The organism is Lacrimispora sp. 38-1 (genome assembly GCF_049890855.1).
GTDB lineage: Bacteria > Bacillota > Clostridia > Lachnospirales > Lachnospiraceae > Lacrimispora.
In genome coordinates this window covers 36,182-54,268 of sequence record NZ_JBANEW010000053.1, presented here as the reverse complement: position 1 = coordinate 54,268, position 18,087 = coordinate 36,182, and the positions used below count along the sequence as shown (strand labels likewise).

Below are 18,087 nucleotides of genomic sequence, written 5' to 3'. Positions count from 1 at the left end.
TTTCCTATGAATTACGGCAAGCAAGAGACAGAGAGAAAGATCAAATCTGCCAATTCAAAAGCGAGGAAATACACCACAAAGGTTTTTCTTGCCTTTTTTAAAAGTCTGTTTATCCTGTGCCTGTTTGGAAGCATTGTTGCTGCAAGCGTTGTACTTGGCATGGTGAAGGGGATCATAGACAATGCTCCTGACGTGGATATATCAACGATTGTCCCCAATGAATATGCCACTACCGTTTATGACAGTGCCGGCAATGTCACCGAAACCCTGGTAACTGCAGGTTCCAACAGGGAGGAAGCCACTTTCGATGAACTTCCAAAAAATCTGGTCAATGCCTTTGTTTCTTATGAGGATTCCAGATTCTGGGAACACAACGGAATTGATCTGCGCTCCATCATGAGAGCTGTGAAAGGTGTTCTCACCGGTGATTCCTCAGCCGGGGGCGGAAGCACGATCACCCAGCAGCTGATCAAAAACAGCGTGTTCGGCGGCGGCATGGAGAAGAGTTTCGGGGAACGTCTGGAACGAAAGCTTCAGGAATGGTTTCTTGCCATTAAACTTGACGGAGTCATGTCAAAGGAGCAGATCATAACCAACTACTTAAACACCATTAATTTAGGCAATAATACTCTGGGCGTCAAAGTGGCTGCCAAGAGATACTTTAACAAGGACGTATCAGAACTGACGTTGTCCGAATGCGCGGTTCTAGCAGGAATCACGCAGAACCCTTCCAAATATAATCCCATATCCGGTCAGAAGGGCAATTCCGACAAGCAGAAGGTTATTCTTCAATATATGCATGACCAGGGATATATCACAAAGGAAGAGGAAGACCAGGCTCTTGCCGATGATGTCTATTCCAGAATCCAGAATGTGGACACTGTGACCAAGGAAACCGCATCTCCATACAGCTATTTTACAGACGAACTGGTTGAAGAAGTCATAACTGCCATGAAGAACCAGCTGGGATATACGGATACCCAGGCTCACAATATGCTTTACAGCGGAGGTCTTTCCATCTACACCACCCAGGATCCCTCAATTCAGACCATTGTAGACGAGGAAATCAATAACCCGGAGAATTATACAGCAGCCAGGTATTCCATCGAATACCGCCTGTCCGTCACCCACAAGGATGGCACAACCACCCACTATTCCGAAGAAAATGTCAAACGCTATCATAAGGAAATGGGAGACAATGGCTATGACGGTTTATATAATTCCGAAGAAGAGGCACAAGCCGATGTACAGGGTTATAAAAACTATCAGCTGAAAGAAGGAGATACCATACTGGGAGAAAGCCTTCATAAGACCTTACAGCCTCAGGCCTCCTTCGTTATCATGGATCAGAAAACAGGAGAAGTTAAGGCAATCAACGGCGGTCGGGGACAAAAACTGGCCAGCCTGACACTAAACCGTGCCAGCAATACCTATCGGCAGCCAGGTTCAACCTTTAAAATCCTCACCGCATTTTCTCCGGCACTTGACACCTGCGGTGCCACCCTTGGTACGGTTTATTATGATTCGGTTTACACAATCGGCAATAAAACCTTTTCCAACTGGTATAGCTCCGGATACCAGGGGTACTCAAGTATCCGTGACGCTATCATTTATTCCATGAACATCGTGGCGGTACGCTGTCTTGTTGAGACGGTAAAACCCCAACTTGGCGTGGAGTACGCAAGAAACTTCGGTATCACCTCCTTAACAGATACCGATTATAACCCGGCACTGGCCCTGGGAGGAATCACCAGGGGTGTTTCCAATTTAGAGCTGACCGGTGCTTTTGCCACCATTGCCAACGGCGGTGTTTATACAAAGCCGGTATTTTTCACTAAAATCCTGGATCACGACGGAAAGGTTTTAATTGATAATACACCTGAGACCCATCGTGTTTTAAAAGACTCCACTGCATTTCTCCTAACCGACGCTATGGCAGCCTCCATGGAAAGCAGCCGGAAGTTTTCCAGCTCAGGTCCAAGTGCCACCAGCCCGGCAGCAAAAATTCCGGGAATGTCCGCTGCCGGAAAAAGCGGTACCACATCAGCCAACAACGATATCTGGTTTGTGGGTTATACCCCTTATTATACTGCCGGTATCTGGGCGGGATGTGATGATAACCAGAAGCTGACAAAGCAAAACGGTGGTGCATCCTTTCACAAGGCAATCTGGCGCAAGATCATGACCAGAGTCCATGAAGGAAAGCCAGACCCCGGTTTTCCCGTTCCTGACAGTATAGAAACCGCACAAATCTGCCGGAAATCCGGCAAGCTGGCAGTCTCAGGAGTCTGCACCGAGGATCCCAGAGGCAATGCAGTATATACAGAATATTTTGCCAAAGGAACGGTTCCCACAGACGTTTGTAATAATCACGTAAGAGCAACGGTATGTTCCGTTTCCCATCAGCTGCCAACGCCTTATTGTCCTGAGCGGACAACCGCCGTCTTTATGGTTCTTCCAAACGGTGAGACAGGTGAGACAGATGATTCCAAGTATGCAATGCCCGGATACTGCACCATACACTCAGCAAACTCCATGATTATTCCTCCCAGCAGCTACCCATACGAGGAGGAGACAGCTCCCCAGCAGTATGCGCCGGGTTATGTACCACAAAATCCCGGAAATTCCAAACCCATATACCCCTGGCAAGATTATTGACAACAAACACATAAGGGCACCAAACCTGCAAAGGTCTGATGCCCTTAAATTCAACTTTTCATCTTTGGCTTGAATATAATTGATCCAAGATATCCAAAAATCAGAGCGCCTGATATTCCCACTGCACTCGCAGTAAATCCGCCTTTAAAAACTCCCAGAAAGCCGTCCTCTCCCATGCTTTTTAAGACACCTTTCCACAGGGAATTTCCAAATCCCAGCAAAGGAACTGTTGCTCCTGCTCCAGCCCATTCACTAAAAGGCTGATAAATCCCCAGGGCCCCAAGAATGCTTCCGGTTACCACTAAAAGCACCATAATCCGCCCAGGCATAAGCTTGGTATTATCCATCACAACCTGAACCACTGCACAGATTGCTCCACCAACTAAAAATGCTTTTACATATTCCATAGCTGTCTCCTTTCCGAATTAATTGCCAATATGCTCAATCACAACTCCATGGGCGATACCGGGAATGGTTTCTCCTTCATTGAAGCTGACAGTGGACAGCAGTGCTCCTGTGGGCACAAATAAAACCCGCCTCCACGTTCCATCCTTAATTTTCGGCAATATATAAGAGCAGAGCGTTGATGCTGCACACCCACAGCCGCTTCCGCCTGCATGTGTATCCTGGGAATCCGGATCAAAAATTTCAATCCCGCAGTCTGTATGGATGGTTTCCAGATCATGCCCTTTGTTTTTCATGAAATCCAGGAGAATGGCGCGGCCAACCTGTCCAAGATCTCCTGTTATGATTTTATCATAATAATTTTCATCCACATTGAAATCATCAAAATTCTGCTGAATGGTATGAAATGCTGCCGGTGCCATGGCTGCTCCCATATTCATGGAATCTTTGATTCCCATATCAATCATTCGGCCGGTCGTAATGCCAGTAATAGCCGCAATTCCTTCTTTTTTGTTTTTTGAGAGAATAACTGCCCCGCAGCCGGTCACTGTCCAGGAAGCGGAAAAAGGACGCTGGCTTCCGTAACTCAGCGGAAACCGAAACTGTTTTTCAGCTGTTGCAAAATGGCTGGAAGCCATTGCCATTACTTTGTCCGCATAACCGCCTGCCACTGTCATGGATCCCAGATTTAAAGCTTCTCCCATGGTGGAACAGGCACCGAAAAGGCCAAACAGCGGAATCTCCAGATCCACAGTACCAAATGACGTGGCAATCAGCTGTCCCAGTAAGTCTCCGGCAAAGAGATACCTGATATCTTTTTTCCGGATATCCCCTTTTTCAATCGCAAGATCTGCTGTCTGCTTCTGAAGGGCACTCTCCGCTTTCTCCCAGGTATCTGCTCCGAACATATCATCCTGTTCCACTACATCAAAAAGCTTCCCAAGCGGCCCTTCTCCTTCTTTTTTTCCGACTATGGAAGCCATGCTTTCAATCACCGGAGGTTCTTCAAATTTAATGCTTGCTTTTCCAACCTGCATTTTTCTCACTCCATTTCTCTTTCAAGTTTGTTCTAGACAATGCCGAAAGCTTTCAGAACATAGGCAATCACACCCAGTATCCAGGAACTTAATATTCCGTAAAGAATTACCGGACCGGCAATTGTAAAGATTTTACAGCCAATACCAAATACCTGCCCTTCTGCTTTAAATTCCACAGCAGGTGCCACTACAGAGTTTGCAAAGCCGGTTATGGGCACCAGGGCTCCCGCTCCACCGAATTTGGTTATTTTGGGATAAATATTAAGTCCTGTGAGAATCACGCTGGCAGCAATTAAAATCAGCGTGGTCCAGGCTGACGCAGTATCCTTTTCCACTCCATAATTCATAATTAATGTGGTGCAGATCTGGCCTATTGTGCAGATAATTCCTCCCACCAGAAAAGCTTTTATAATATTGGGGAATTTTTTATTAACGGGAGTTACTTCCTTTACATAGGCTTCATAGGCTTTTTTATTTACTTCCATTCTTTTCCTCCATTCTGTAAAATACATGATGTTATTGTCCGAAACGTTCGGCAAAAAACAACAGGGAACCAGTCAGCTTTCCAAGGGCAATGGATAGAATAATATATTGCAGTCCTACTCCAAGATTTATTCTTCTGCTGATAACGGGAAGCGCTTTTAATGTTTCTGCCAGAGACATTACCAGACAGCCCACAAATATTCCCACTGACAATCCGAAAATACCCAGGAACAAATTTCCTCCAAATCCGATTGGAACTTCGTAAATATCACCAATATTTCCAAGTACACCGCCGAGTATAATACAGGTTTCATAAAGCATAATGTGTTTTTTTGTATGAGTAAATCCAATCAGGCGGGGAAATACACCGATAATCGCCAAAAAAGCAAAAACGCCGGCTGCTATAATGCCGCCAGCGCTTAATCCGATGAAGCATAGCAACACTTCTTTAAGAAGCATCAATATCAGACTCCTTTCTTCCCTCATTCTGGATCAAAGTTTTACTGACATTATCTTCATAAAGACGCATTTCCACCTCCAGAGGAGTTGGATCGGTATTAATCTTAATTTTTGCAAAATGATTAAAAAATCCAACAATCCCAAGAGCCAACCCTACCGAATAACTAATTTCCAGAATCGAAAACCCACTGGGCTCTTCTCTCATAATAATCTGGTAAATTTCCTTAAAAACGTTGGTTACGCTTACATCATTATTAAATGTCATTATTGCAAAAGCCGCACCACAATAACAGATAATACAGACAAAAATTGTCTTTATCCACTGCCAGACCCAGTTTGGTGACTTCGGCTTATGGTAATCTATAATATAATCAACCTTACCAACGTTATTGACAGAAATGGCCGGATCCATTTCCACCAGTTTTTTAATTACATCGAGTGTACTTTCAATATAACGCTTGTTACGGTCCGAATGAATGGTTTTTATTCTCATTGCATTGCACTTATTCATAACGGCAGAATCATCGCAGTAAACATCAGCAACATCTTTCAGCTGTACTTCCTTGTGATGTACCTCTGTAATCTCGCTGATATTTAAATACACGGTTTTACTCATGCAACCATCATCTCCCATCCCGGGGCCGCCTCAACAAGTGTTCCCTCCTTTTGTGTGCCATCCGGCATAACAGCAATCATATACCAGATTGCAGCTGCGATTGCAATCAGGCATATGACCAGAAGCGTCATGACAAGCTTATGTTTCATGGATTCCATACATGCTCACATCCTTTTCTCTGGTTTTTCAAAATTAGTATGAGCCGTATAAAATTTTTTATTCTATAATTTTTCACGCATCTGTTTTAAAATCTTTTTCTCAAGCCTTGATACCTGAACCTGGGAAATTCCAAGCTTATCCGCGATCTGGCTCTGAGTCTCATTGTAATAGTACCGCCGTATTATAATTTCCCTGTCTTTATCTGATAAATCGGTTAACAATTCCCGAAGTACCATACGGTTTAACAGTTCTTCCTGTGCAGAGCTTTCTTCTTCTATTTTATCGATGAGAAGCAGACTGTTTTCGTCATTTTTATTGACAGACCGGTATAAGGATTCCACCTCTGCTCCGGCTTCTATGGAAGCTGCCACTTCTTCTTTGCTGGCCCCGATTTCTCCCGCTATCTCTTCTACGGTAGGTTCTCTTCCAAAGCGGTAAACCAGCTCCTCCCTCACATTTTTCACTTTCAGTCCCATTTCCTTAATGGAGCGGCTGACTTTTATGATTCCGTCATCACGTAAAAACCGCTTGATCTCTCCTGTAATCATGGGAACTGCATAGGTGGAAAATTTGACTTCATAGGATAAATCAAATTTATCTATGGCTTTCATTAAGCCAATGCTTCCAATCTGAAATAGATCCTCAGGCTCATAACCACGCCCCGTAAATCTGCGTACAATGCTCCAGATCAAACCGAAATTCTCGGTCACAAGCCGGTCTCTTGCCGCTTTATCTCCTTCGTGAGCCATTTGTATCAATCTCATGGTCTCATCCATAGGGCTCACCTGCTAATCTTCTTTTTCATGATCACCGCAGTTCCCTTATCCGGCTCTGACTTCACTTCCACCTGATCCATAAATGCTTCCATAAAAGAAAATCCCATACCGGACCGGACCCCGTCAGGATCAGTGGTAAACATCGGCTCCATCGCCTGTTTAATATCCGGAATTCCTATCCCTGTATCCCGAATCGAAACGGTCAGTTCCTGCCCTTCCACTGTTACTTCTATGTAGATGATCCCTCCCTTCCCCTGGTATCCATGGATGACCGCATTGGTGACTGCCTCTGAGACAGCCGTTTTCACATCATCCACTTCCTCCAGAGTAGGATCCAGCCTTGCCATAAAAACGGCAACTGCTACTCTGGCAAATTCTTCATTTTGGGACAGGGCTTCCAATTCCATTTTCAGAATTTCTGGTTTGTTCTGTTCAGACATATGTTCCTCCTCAACCTGTGACTGCTGCTTCCTTAGAGTCATATAATTTCATTAATTTTAAAATTCCTCCCATTTTAAGAATCCGAAGAGCCTGGGTTCCTGCACCGTAAATGGCAACATTTCCTCCGCTTAATGCCATCTGCTTGTAACGGTTAAGCAGGATCCCGATTCCGGAGGAATCCATAAATCTCGTTCTGGAAAAATCAAATATAATGCGGCGGATATAATTCTCGGAAAGGATTAGATCTGTTTCATATTTTAACCCGGAACAGTTATGATGATCCAGTTCCTCCGGCAGATGAACAATTAAAGTATGACCGTCTGCCTCATACGTAAAGTGTGACTGATTCATATGCAATACTCCTCCATTTCTTATTGTCTGTCCGTAATACCAGAGAAGAGTGTTTTTTATATGCCGAAAAATAATCCGGGTGAATAAAAAAAGACACCACAAAAATATGTTTCTTCTGTAGTGTCTTTTCGAATTCTGCCATTAAAAACCTCGTTCTGATTTTGCCTTAGCAGATAACGTTTCGTCTTTGCTGTTATTTATGATATCAGAGAACAACGCATTGGCCTGTTCCTTCTGATCCATTCCCTTGTATATGACAGCAGTCTTAAATTTCGCCTGCCAGCTGTCTGGTTTTAACTCAATACATTTCAAATAATTGTTAAGGGCTGACTGACTATCCCCCGCTTCCATGGCTTTATCACCCAGACTTTCCAAAATGGGGCAGCCTTTCTGTGCCATATCCTTTTTTATCTCAACAATAATCGCCTGAACATCTGCGGAAGCAATCAGCTCCGGATTAAGTCCTGCATAGATCTTAACTGCAGATGGAAAATCATCCTTTTTATACGCCTGCAAGATACCGATCACAGCCTGATACTGGGCCAGAACGCTGTCAGAATTATTGGTTAAGGATGCCAGTGATTCCTCCGCTGTCTTTTTTTCTGATTCCAGCGTATTAAGCTTCTGAGTTAAAAGATCTGCCTTTTGATTGGCCTGGCTTAACTGCTCGCTGTATTTTAGCATCTCTTTGTTATGATTATCGTTAATGGCTTTCGTGTTCGCCGGCATAACCATGAAGAACACCACTGCAGCTCCAAGCAAAAGGCCTGCCAGAATATTTAAAACCGCCTGATCTCTGGTGTTTTCTTTATAGCTTGGGGGGATAATCACATCATCATCCTGCATCTGCCTGTGGGATGACACATTCTTAAGTTTTCTTTTTTCCGGTTCCCGCTCTGGTTTTGCTTTAGGACCGGTTTCTTTTACAATTGATTTATAATAAAGCGCTTTTGGGTGATTATGGTCAATTAAAAGCACCTTATTTACCGCTTTGCCCGCCTTCTGGTAATCCTCCCTGACGATGCACAAAAGAGCAGTTAAAAGCTGGGCTTTTACATAATTGGGCTTGTCCTCAACTGCTTTATTCAGCTGCAGAATGGCAAGATCCTCACTGCCGCTTTTGACGTAAGCCAGTGCCTGATTATACCGTCTCACTGCCTTCCGTTCCAGATCCATAGTGCCTTTTTTCTTCTGGATTGCTTCCAGGTAGTAGTCTGCACGGTTATCTTCAGGCTGTAAATTCTTGCTGATAACCCATTGAACCAGTGCGTCGCCAACCTCTCCCACCTCATAGTAGATGAGACCAAGAAGATTCCTTGCGTCTGTCATATACTTATTAAAATGAAGACACTTTTTTAAACAATCGGCTGATCCGGTTAAATCTCTTAACTTAGCCTTCTCCAGTCCCATATTATAATAGCTGTTTGCAATCACCCGGATTTTTCTTTCATAATCCATATTTTATCCGCCTATTCCTTGCTGACTTCTTTTATAAGATTCATCATAAGATCATTCATATCCGTTAAATCACTTCTTACAATGGCATCTTCAACTGCGTCGACCTCCAGGCTGGGCCTGTAGTCTTTTATCTCAGAATCAAAATCAATCATATCCATTCCTCCTTAATACCGCTTTTATCTCACCCATTAAATACAGGGAGCCTGCACAAAACAGCAGATGATCCTCATCCTGATTATGAAGCATATAGAATAATGCATCCTCTGCGTTCTGAAATCCTGTTATCCTGCAGTTAACCGCTTCTTCAAACTCATGAAAAACTGCTTCCGTTTCTGTCCCTCTGTCAGAATCTATATGGGTTACTGCCACTTCATGAAGCGGCAGACCGGCTGCAATAATCCTTATCATATCATGATAATTCTTATCGGATACAGCAGAAAATAAGAGATTTGCTCTTTTTTTTCTGACAGCACACAAGTTGGAGGCGGTCTTTACAAACTCCTCAATTCCTCCCGGATTATGTGCCCCATCGAGGAATACTCCAGGCTGTACCTCTTCCATCCTTGCTGGCCACCGCATCCCAAGGAAACCTTCCCTGATCTGCGCTTTTGCTCTTTCCGGTTCCATATCTTCTAACAGACCGGATACTTCTGCTGCCCGTAAAGCGAGAAGTGCATTCATAACCTGATATTCTGCAGGAGAAGGAATCACTGCTTTATACACATCTCCTTTTATACCAGTAAACTCTGCATGGAAGCAATTGTTTTCCGATCCGGTAATCCTGTAACACTGCCTGTCCGTCTCATAATAAGGGGCTTCCTGTTCCACAGCCCTTTTCCGGATCACTTCCGAAACATTCTGCCGGTTTCCGTCAAAAACCACCGGAATTTTCTTCTTAATGATGCCTGCCTTCTCAAAAGCGATCTTTTCCACTGTATCACCTAAATATTCCGTGTGGTCCAGACTGACGGAAGTGATGACAGATACCAGCGGGCGGCGGATGACATTGGTTGTATCCAGTCTTCCTCCTAACCCGACTTCCAATATAACAAGATCAACGTTTGACTTTTGAAATAAGTCCATGGCCATATAAAATAAAAATTCAAAATAAGACGGATGGCTGTATCCCAGTTCCATCATCCGTTCTGATAGTGCTTTCACTGTCTGGAAACTGTCTGAAAAATCTGATTCCGATACCATCTCTCCATTTACACAAAACCGTTCTCTGACCTCGATTAAATGGGGGGATGTGAATGTACCCACCTTATATCCTGCACTTAAGAATACAGACTGCAAAAAGGCACAGACTGAACCTTTCCCATTGGTCCCGGCAACATGAATGATTCTCATGGTTTCATCAGGATCGCCCATCTCTTCCAGAAACTTCCTGATCACTTCCAGTGAATTCTTCTTTTTCGTCCACATCGGGATATGGCTTAAATATTCCTCTGCCGTTTCTTCAAATCTCATCCTTAAAGTACCAACTTCCTGTCTAAATTCATAAAAACGGAATAATCCAGCTTCCTCAATTAATTATAATATAAGTCTGCCAATATGCAACCCATTTCTTTCGCAAAAAGCCCTTTATTTCTACATGTTGCCCGTGAATGCACCGTTCAGGAGGGAAAATAAAAGAGGGAATACCTGTTTGCCGGCATTCCCTTTCTCATTATTCCATATTACTTTTTATTCTCCGCAATAAGCGATGGCTTCAATCTCCACCAATGCATCTTTGGGAAGAGCTGCCACTGCGAATGCTGCTCTGGCAGGACATTCCCCCTGGAAAAAGGTTGCATAAACTTCATTCATAGCCGAAAAATCATTGATATTCTTTAATAATACGGTTGTTTTAACCACCTGATCCATGGATAAACCGCCGCTTTCCAATATGGCCTTTATATTTGTTAAAGACTGTCTCGTCTGAGATGCAATATCCTCACCTGCAAATGTACCGGTAGCCGGGTCAATGGGAAGCTGACCGGACACGAACACATAATCGCCCCCGCGAACTCCCTGAGAATAAGGACCAATTGCTGCCGGAGCCTTTTCTGTCGCCAAAACTTTTTTCATAATTAGGTATCTCCTTTCGTTCATTACAATGATATTTCTAGATTAACACACATTCCTTAAAAGTCAAGAAAATGTTTTTGGTATACTCAAAAATATTTAGTTTGAGGGTTGTTTTTACCTCTTGTCATCTGGTATTGAATACTATATAATATGACTAAGGGGATTATCACATGTGCGGAGCTTTCCCGTGCAGAACGGAGGACATATGAAAACCAACGAGGAACGATTGCAGAAAATCATAGAGCATCTGGATGGATTACGGTATATCACACCGGAAACCATTCCAAATATTGATTTATATATGGATCAGGTCACCACTTTCATGGATAAACATTTAAGTGATACGAAACGCTACCCGGATGACAAGGTCCTAACAAAAACGATGATCAACAATTACGCAAAGAATAATCTTCTGCCGGCTCCCAGCAAAAAGAAATATACAAAAGAGCATATACTTCTGCTTATATTCATCTACTATTTTAAGAATTTATTATCTTTTAATGATATTGAGCAGCTTTTCAGACCAATTACCGATAAGCATTTTAATCCAGCTGACGGCATGCCTCTGGAAGAAGTCTATAAAGAGATATTCTCACAGGAGGAAGCAGACTTAGAACGTATCAAATCCGACATACTTGAAAAGTATCAGCATTCCTGCAAAACTTACGAAGAGAAGGGAATTGAGGGAGAAGATTTAGAATATCTGCGTCTCTTTTCCTGGATCTGCGAGCTGTCTTTTGATGTGTATGTAAAGAAGCAGGTGATCGAACAGCTCATCGATGATTTAAGAGAGGAACCTTCATTAAAGAAGAAAAAATAAACGTACAGGGAACAAGAACCGGCAAACGGCTTGTCCCCTGTTTTGTTATATCTCTTTTTTCTCTTCCAGACGCTTAAATACCATATCATAGCCGTCATTCCCGTAATTTAAGGAACGGTTTACACGGCTGATGGTAGCAGTAGAGGCTCCCGTCTTCTCTGCGATTTCCAGATAGGTTCTGCCTTCACGGAGCATTTTAGCCACCTCATATCTCTGAGACAGGCTCAGCAGTTCATTGACTGTACATACATCCTCAAAAAACGTATAGCACTCCTCCGGTGTTTTTAAGGTTAAAATTGCTTCAAACAGATGGTCAACTGCATCTGTCTTAATTTTTTTATTCATATGAGATCTATCCCCTTTTTATTCCTTATGGTCTAACTGTATTTTAACATATTAACGTTATAAAATCCACCCCCTGAGACATCAGGAAAGCATAAATTTTTCCACTACCAAAGCGATACCATCGTCATTATTGGAAGCAGTCACATAATCAGCCGCCTTTCTTGCAGGCAGAACTGCATTTTCCATGGCCACGCCCAGTCCGGCGTACTCAATCATAGATAAATCATTATAACCGTCGCCGCAGGCAATCATCTCCTCCCGGCTCATATTAAGATGTGCAAGAAGCCGCTTAAGGCTTTCTGCCTTATCAATTCCTTTCGGCAGGATTTCAAGGAAATAGGGTTCTGAACGGTAAACACTGTAATCCCGTCCGAGCGCTGCCTTAACTTTTGGTTCTACCATGGCAAGATAGTCTCCCTCTTCCAGCATCAGATATTTCACTACCGGAAACTGTACGTAGCTTTCCATATCTTCCACTTCCCTCACAGCCAGTTTATTAATAGCAGATTCCTTACCTACATACTCATCTTTGGCATTCCCGGTTATGATTAAGTCATCTTCATAAGTTAAGATATTAACTCCATACTCCTTCGCCATACGGATAATCTTCTGGTTGGAAGATACCGGCAGTTCCTTTGCAAAGATTGTTTCTCCTGTTTTACAGTCTATGATGCGTCCTCCGTTAAAGGATAAGATGTAACCGCCTGTCTCATGAAGCTTTAATTCTTTTGCAACAGGCATGATCCCATAAGTGGGACGGCCGGAAGCCAGAACAATCACTCCGCCCATACGTTGCAATTCAAAAAGTGCTTCTTTTGTTCTGGGCGTGATCTCTTTATCCCGGTTCGTCAGCGTCCCATCCAAATCAAGCACTATCATACGATATTTCATTGCTTTCTCCTGCTTTTGTAAATTTTACTATAGCAGTATATCACAGTTTATCTGCATATACCATATTTAAATAAGAAAATATGGCATAGTTCGTAAACTCTGCCTGTCAGACTACATAGAATTTTAACAGGAGGATGAATGGAGGAGAACCAAATGAAAAAAGCAATTACAATCTTTCTGACTGCAATTATGGTTGTTTGCTGCTTAACCGGATGCAGAACAACGTCCAGAAAACAGATCAGGCCTCTTTTTTCCCATGTATCCGCCCAGACCTTTCAGGTTTAAAATTTTTCAAGACAAGGTACCTTCCCATATTATAACAATACAATGTAGTATTAAGATTTGAAAAAGGAGGATTTTATGAGAAAAGCCTGTTGTTGTGTTATAATGGCCATTCTCACCGGAGCGTCTTTACTCTGCTTAACCGCCTGTGGTTCAAAAGCAAAAGCATCAGAACTGACCCCGGTCAAATTAAATGAAGTTGCCCATTCCATTTTTTATGCCCCTCAATATGCAGCCATTGAATTGGGATACTTCGAGGACGAGGGTATCGATTTAACCTTAGTCAACGGTGCCGGTGCCGACAAGGTTATGACTGCCCTCATCTCCGGTGATGCAGATATTGGTTTTATGGGCTCTGAGGCCTCGATCTATACTTATGCAAACGGTTCCCAGGATTACGCAGTCAATTTCGCCCAGCTGACTCAGCGGGCAGGTAATTTCCTTGTTGGAAGAAGCGAACAGCCTGATTTTAAATGGACGGATTTAAAAGGAAAAAAAGTACTGGGCGGCAGAGCCGGCGGTATGCCGGAAATGGTATTTGAATACATTCTGAAAAAGAACGGGATTGATCCTGCTGCTGATCTGAGAATCGATCAAAGCATTAACTTCGGACTGACTGCAGCAGCCTTTACCAGCAATGATGCGGATTATACCGTTGAATTTGAACCCTTCGCTACAGGGTTGGAAAAAGAAGGCAGCGGTTACGTAGTCGCTTCTTTGGGCGTTGATTCCGGCTATATCCCATATACCGCCTACAGTGCAAAGAAAAGTTATCTGAAAAAGAACCCGGAGACAGTACAGAACTTTACCAATGCCATTCAAAAGGGTCTGGAATATGTAAATTCTCATACTTCCGAAGAAATCGCAAAGGTAATTCAGCCCCAGTTCAAGGAAACCGACGTAAAAACCATCGCAGCCATCGTGGACCGTTACAAAGCACAGGATACCTGGAAAAAAGATACTGTTTTTAACAAAGACAGCTTTGAACTTTTAGAGAATATTCTGGAAGAGGCTGGCCAGCTGAAAGACCGGGTTCCATATGCGGAACTGGTTACAACTGAGTTTTCTGAGAAGGCAGTGAAATAATCCAAAAATAAGGGGACATTGCGGCAGGCAATTGTCCCCTTGTAAATCACAATATGAGGTATAAACTATGAATGTTCCATTAAATCAGGTATTAAACCCCACAAATGAACAGCGGCGGGAAATGATCAGAAATTCATTGGAAACGGCCGGCCGGCCAGAAGATTACGAATATATTGTCCGTTTACTGAGTCCTCCCCCGGATATCACAAATTATGCGCAGCTGGGAGAACTGAAAGGTATAAAAATCGGCGTCATTGGAGGGGGCCTTGCCGGTTTGTCCGCTGCGTTCGAGCTTCGAAAGCTTGGAGCCGATATTACGATTCTGGAGGCAAATGACAGCAGATTCGGGGGAAGAGTTTATACCTGGTATTTTGATTCGGAAGGTAAATACTATAACGAATTCGGCGCTCACAGAATACCGGTCACCCATGAAACCACCTGGCACTATATCAATCTGTTCGGTTTAAATACCCGTCCTCTGACTGTAATGCGGCGAAACAATTTTTTATACGTACATAATACCCGTTTGAGAACATCAGACTCCATCGAGCAGATGCTTTATCCCTTATACGATTTAACTCCCCAGGAACGAAGCACTCCCTGGGCAGAGCTGAATGACTATGCCTTTTTGTATCTGATGATGCAGCTTCCGCCTGATATCCGGTCAGAGCTGATACAGATTTTACCGGAATATTCCCCGGAAATTCTGCCTTTGATGAACGATTCCGTCCGGCAGACTCTGGAAAATCTTGGCCTGAGCCAGGGAGCGATCAGCCTGATCTCAGGAGTCGATCCCGGGACTGGAGCACTGCTTGATATCAGTTATGCGGAAGCCGTCCAGGAGGAGTATACCATCGACTACCGCAACACCTATACCATAGAAGGCGGAATGGTAAACCTGCCCTATGCATTTATCCAGTCTTTCTTCACAGATAAATTACCCCAATATCAAAATATTCCAGCCTCCAGGCTAGGCACCGTTACTTACCGGCCCGGTCAGTCGGTTACAGGAATTTATCAGCTGCAAAACAGCAGTCAGATTACACTGGCCCATCGCAATGTTCGGGACTTAAGCAGATCTGTGGATGCTTTCGATTACGTGATCTGCGCAATCCCTTACTCCACTCTGCGGGAAGTGGATATCCGGCCACGTTTCAGTAATCCAAAAATGCAGGCTGTTTTAGAATACAATTATACGAATTCGCAGAAAACCTTCTTTTTATGCAGGGAACGATTTTGGGAACAGGATACCGATTATGGACGGATGGTGGGAGGATTTTCCCGGACAGACCTGCCGATTCAGTACATCTTCTATCCGGGAGATCATCTTCTATGTCCGGATCTTTCTTCCTGCTCTCCAAATGAACCGGGTGTACTGATCGCTTCCTATAATTATCATTTAAATGCAACAAGAGTCGGAAATATGCAAAAACCGCTTCGCTTTGAATTTATAAAAGAAAGCGTAGAGGAAGTTCACGGTTTGCCAAGAGGATTTTTAGATTCCATTGTGGAAGATCATAAGACAGTGGTTTGGGATAATGAGCCTTATAACCGGGGGGCTTTTGCTGAGTCACTCCCAGGTCAGAAACAATTGTTTGCTTATGAGATGCAAAAGCCTGAATTTAATCAAAGAATTTTCTTTGCAGGTGAACACGTATCCACAAAGCATGGCTGGATGCAGGGGGCACTTTATACAGGCAAAGAGGCTGCCAATCAGCTGGCCAATTCTTTTCACAGTCAGCCGATGTAGTATAATTCCAGGTGTAAAATCATAACTATCCCTTTTAATTCTTTCATATGGTGTTATAATTGTTTTTACAGGGCAATTTTTATTAGTCCCTGTAATATTATGATTGATCGGAGTGATACATATGAATATCGTACTATTAGAATCTCTCGGGATTCCTGACAGCCTGCTAAATGAATATGCAAAGCCATTGATCGATGCAGGTCACAGTTTTACAGCTTTTGAAAAAAATACTGATGCTAAAGTTCAGATCGAAGAAGCTCAGGATGCCGATGTCATTATGATTGCCAATATGCCTCTAAGCGGAGAAGTAATAACTGCCTGTAAGAACTTGAAATTTATAGATGTTGCGTTTACAGGTGTTGATCATGTGAGTCTGGAAGCTGCAAAAAACAATAATATTGCTGTCAGCAATGCTGCCGGTTACTCAACGGAAGCTGTGGCAGAACTGACATTAGGTCTTATGCTCTCACTTCTGCGCAATGTTATAAAGACAGATACCCGCTGCCGGGAAGGTAAGACCAAAGATGGTCTGGTAGGCTGTGAGCTGAGGGGAAAAACGGTTGGAATTATCGGAGCCGGCGCAATCGGAACAAGGACTGCAGAGCTTTGCAAAGCTTTTGGATGCCGTGTTCTCGGATACAAACGTACCATCACCGGAAACGAACCGGACTTCATGGAATTTGTATCTCTGGAAGAACTCCTCTCCAGCTCCGATATCGTAAGTCTCCACTGTCCGTTAAATGAGGATTCCCGTCACTTAATCAACAGGAATACGATCGCCAGAATGAAACAGGGCGCTTATATCATCAATGCTGCAAGAGGACCGGTGGTGGATTCTGAGGCCCTTGCTGAGGCTTTAAACAGCGGATATCTGGCAGGTGCAGGAATCGATGTTTTTGAGAATGAACCGCCCATTGATCCTGCCCACCCGCTTTTAAACTGCAGGAATACCATCGTCACTCCTCATATCGCTTTTGCATCTGCAGAATCCATGAAGTTAAGAGCAGAAATCGTATTTGAGAATCTGAAAAAGTGGATGGAAGGCGATCAGATTAATAAAATTATATAAGAATGAAATAGAGGGGCATCATACATTTTGATGCCTTTTTGTTATGGGAAAATGGATAATTCATGCAACAAAATCCACATAAAAGTCAGAAAAATATTTTTCAATTTGTGCAAATAATACTTGTAATTCAGAATCTTCATGCTATAATTTAGACAAGGGGATATAGCTCAGCTGGGAGAGCGATGCGTTCGCAACGCATAGGCCACGAGTTCGAGTCTCGCTATCTCCACGAAATGGAAGTATAGCTCAGCCGGGATGAGCGTTCGCCTCACACGCGAAAGGTCATGGGTTCGAGCCCCATTACTTCCATTTTTCTATAAACAGCCAAAACACCGGAATCACTTGTAAATACAGGGGATTCCGGTGTTTTTGTTTTTCTCTGAATACTATTGTTTTACTTACCGTGTTGCATTTTTTCCAACCCGCATTAAAAATCAGCAGTCACGTTTTGGGTGACAGTGTGGATTGTTGCAGCCGTCCCGGAAACCGGCGATGAAAGCTTCTTTTACTTCCTTACGACATGGATCTATATTGCCACAGCAACACCTGCAGCAACATCTGCAGCAACGTCTGCAGTCAAATCTATCATCAAATCTATCATCAAACCTATCATTATCAACAAACCTATCATCAGACCTATTATCAAATCTATTATCAGCACAACACATGTATTATACCTCCTTTTATTAGGTTTGTACTATAATATATGAATCGCCGGACAAGATTGTTAATAATGGATACTATCAGCTATGATACATGCTTTGCCACCCATTTTACGGTTCCAGCAATGGGAGGTGGAACTATATAAAAACCAAACTGCCATGTTATGAACATATAAGACCCGCATATAATTGTATTAATAGTATCTTTTGAGGGAATCCATGATCATACACGTTGTTCAATCCGGTGAGACCATATATTCAATATCCGA

At 43.2% G+C, this 18,087-nt stretch carries 21 protein-coding genes and 2 tRNA genes; 8 read left to right on the top strand and 15 right to left on the bottom strand.

Features of this window, described 5'->3' with window-relative positions; translation table 11 throughout:
• Nucleotides 1-6: 6 nt before the first annotated feature.
• Nucleotides 7-2,658: a transglycosylase domain-containing protein gene (locus V7D18_RS12885; protein ID WP_426154680.1), complete on the top strand. Its 2,652-nt coding sequence runs from the start codon at nucleotides 7-9 to the stop codon at nucleotides 2,656-2,658.
• A gap of 50 nt (nucleotides 2,659-2,708) precedes the next feature.
• Here V7D18_RS12885 and spoVAE read toward each other — a convergent pair whose 3' ends face one another.
• The 13 genes from spoVAE to V7D18_RS12820 all read right to left on the bottom strand — a co-directional run bounded on the left by spoVAE (nucleotide 2,709) and on the right by V7D18_RS12820 (nucleotide 10,913).
• Nucleotides 2,709-3,065, bottom strand: coding sequence for a stage V sporulation protein AE (gene spoVAE / locus V7D18_RS12880; RefSeq protein WP_426154679.1), 357 nt, complete (start codon nucleotides 3,063-3,065; stop codon nucleotides 2,709-2,711).
• A gap of 18 nt (nucleotides 3,066-3,083) precedes the next feature.
• Nucleotides 3,084-4,100, bottom strand: a complete 1,017-nt coding sequence (gene spoVAD / locus V7D18_RS12875; protein ID WP_426154678.1) for a stage V sporulation protein AD — start codon at nucleotides 4,098-4,100, stop codon at nucleotides 3,084-3,086.
• 32 nt (nucleotides 4,101-4,132) lie between these two features.
• The gene (locus V7D18_RS12870; protein ID WP_426154677.1) at nucleotides 4,133-4,585 is read right to left on the bottom strand and encodes a SpoVA/SpoVAEb family sporulation membrane protein; all 453 of its coding nucleotides are present in this window, start codon (nucleotides 4,583-4,585) and stop codon (nucleotides 4,133-4,135) included.
• Nucleotides 4,586-4,616: 31 nt separating this feature from the next.
• Nucleotides 4,617-5,045 carry a stage V sporulation protein AB gene (locus V7D18_RS12865; RefSeq protein WP_426154676.1) on the bottom strand — a complete coding sequence of 143 codons (429 nt, stop codon included), beginning with the start codon at nucleotides 5,043-5,045 and terminating at the stop codon, nucleotides 4,617-4,619.
• Complete coding sequence (locus tag V7D18_RS12860; protein ID WP_426154918.1) at nucleotides 5,032-5,658, bottom strand: stage V sporulation protein AA; 627 nt, start codon at nucleotides 5,656-5,658, stop codon at nucleotides 5,032-5,034. The genes V7D18_RS12865 and V7D18_RS12860 overlap by 14 nt, the downstream gene beginning before the upstream one ends.
• On the bottom strand, nucleotides 5,655-5,816 hold the full coding sequence (locus V7D18_RS12855; RefSeq protein ID WP_426154675.1) for a hypothetical protein: 162 nt from the start codon (nucleotides 5,814-5,816) through the stop codon (nucleotides 5,655-5,657). Before V7D18_RS12855 ends, V7D18_RS12860 begins: the two co-directional genes overlap by 4 nt.
• 63 nt (nucleotides 5,817-5,879) lie before the next feature.
• Entirely contained in the window at nucleotides 5,880-6,593 is a 714-nt protein-coding gene (gene sigF / locus V7D18_RS12850; protein ID WP_117415004.1) for an RNA polymerase sporulation sigma factor SigF, read from the bottom strand.
• 5 nt (nucleotides 6,594-6,598) lie between these two features.
• On the bottom strand, nucleotides 6,599-7,033 hold the full coding sequence (spoIIAB, locus tag V7D18_RS12845) for an anti-sigma F factor (RefSeq protein ID WP_426154674.1): 435 nt from the start codon (nucleotides 7,031-7,033) through the stop codon (nucleotides 6,599-6,601).
• Nucleotides 7,034-7,043: 10 nt separating this feature from the next.
• Nucleotides 7,044-7,385 (bottom strand): anti-sigma factor antagonist, encoded by a 342-nt coding sequence (locus V7D18_RS12840; protein ID WP_314459432.1) that lies wholly within the window; start codon nucleotides 7,383-7,385, stop codon nucleotides 7,044-7,046.
• Between the two features lie 141 nt (nucleotides 7,386-7,526).
• Entirely contained in the window at nucleotides 7,527-8,843 is a 1,317-nt protein-coding gene (locus tag V7D18_RS12835; protein ID WP_426154673.1) for a tetratricopeptide repeat protein, read from the bottom strand.
• Between the two features lie 11 nt (nucleotides 8,844-8,854).
• Nucleotides 8,855-8,995, bottom strand: coding sequence for a hypothetical protein (locus V7D18_RS12830; RefSeq protein WP_170072532.1), 141 nt, complete (start codon nucleotides 8,993-8,995; stop codon nucleotides 8,855-8,857).
• Nucleotides 8,988-10,313 (bottom strand): bifunctional folylpolyglutamate synthase/dihydrofolate synthase, encoded by a 1,326-nt coding sequence (locus V7D18_RS12825; protein WP_426154672.1) that lies wholly within the window; start codon nucleotides 10,311-10,313, stop codon nucleotides 8,988-8,990. Before V7D18_RS12825 ends, V7D18_RS12830 begins: the two co-directional genes overlap by 8 nt.
• A gap of 216 nt (nucleotides 10,314-10,529) precedes the next feature.
• Complete coding sequence (locus tag V7D18_RS12820; RefSeq protein ID WP_426154671.1) at nucleotides 10,530-10,913, bottom strand: RidA family protein; 384 nt, start codon at nucleotides 10,911-10,913, stop codon at nucleotides 10,530-10,532.
• A gap of 205 nt (nucleotides 10,914-11,118) precedes the next feature.
• Here V7D18_RS12820 and V7D18_RS12815 point away from each other — a divergent pair, with 205 nt between their 5' ends.
• Nucleotides 11,119-11,733, top strand: coding sequence for a DUF1836 domain-containing protein (locus tag V7D18_RS12815; protein ID WP_426154670.1), 615 nt, complete (start codon nucleotides 11,119-11,121; stop codon nucleotides 11,731-11,733).
• A gap of 45 nt (nucleotides 11,734-11,778) precedes the next feature.
• Here the strand turns inward: V7D18_RS12815 and V7D18_RS12810 are convergent, their stop codons facing one another.
• Both V7D18_RS12810 and V7D18_RS12805 read right to left on the bottom strand, forming a co-directional pair.
• On the bottom strand, nucleotides 11,779-12,078 hold the full coding sequence (locus V7D18_RS12810) for a YerC/YecD family TrpR-related protein (RefSeq protein ID WP_097005014.1): 300 nt from the start codon (nucleotides 12,076-12,078) through the stop codon (nucleotides 11,779-11,781).
• An 81-nt stretch (nucleotides 12,079-12,159) separates the two neighbouring features.
• A complete protein-coding gene (locus tag V7D18_RS12805; protein ID WP_426154669.1) occupies nucleotides 12,160-12,969 on the bottom strand; it encodes a Cof-type HAD-IIB family hydrolase in 810 nt (269 codons plus the stop codon).
• 153 nt (nucleotides 12,970-13,122) lie between these two features.
• Here V7D18_RS12805 and V7D18_RS12800 point away from each other — a divergent pair, with 153 nt between their 5' ends.
• The 6 genes from V7D18_RS12800 (at nucleotide 13,123) to V7D18_RS12775 (ending at nucleotide 17,465) form a co-directional block, all read left to right on the top strand.
• Nucleotides 13,123-13,254: a hypothetical protein gene (locus V7D18_RS12800; RefSeq protein ID WP_426154668.1), complete on the top strand. Its 132-nt coding sequence runs from the start codon at nucleotides 13,123-13,125 to the stop codon at nucleotides 13,252-13,254.
• A 75-nt stretch (nucleotides 13,255-13,329) separates the two neighbouring features.
• Nucleotides 13,330-14,337: an ABC transporter substrate-binding protein gene (locus V7D18_RS12795; RefSeq protein ID WP_426154667.1), complete on the top strand. Its 1,008-nt coding sequence runs from the start codon at nucleotides 13,330-13,332 to the stop codon at nucleotides 14,335-14,337.
• A gap of 67 nt (nucleotides 14,338-14,404) precedes the next feature.
• On the top strand, nucleotides 14,405-16,087 hold the full coding sequence (locus tag V7D18_RS12790) for a flavin monoamine oxidase family protein (RefSeq protein WP_426154666.1): 1,683 nt from the start codon (nucleotides 14,405-14,407) through the stop codon (nucleotides 16,085-16,087).
• 121 nt (nucleotides 16,088-16,208) lie between these two features.
• Nucleotides 16,209-17,156, top strand: coding sequence for an NAD(P)-dependent oxidoreductase (locus V7D18_RS12785; RefSeq protein ID WP_426154665.1), 948 nt, complete (start codon nucleotides 16,209-16,211; stop codon nucleotides 17,154-17,156).
• A gap of 156 nt (nucleotides 17,157-17,312) precedes the next feature.
• Nucleotides 17,313-17,385, top strand: a tRNA-Ala gene (locus tag V7D18_RS12780).
• Between the two features lie 6 nt (nucleotides 17,386-17,391).
• Nucleotides 17,392-17,465, top strand: a tRNA-Val gene (locus V7D18_RS12775).
• The last annotated feature ends 622 nt before the right edge of the window (nucleotides 17,466-18,087 follow it).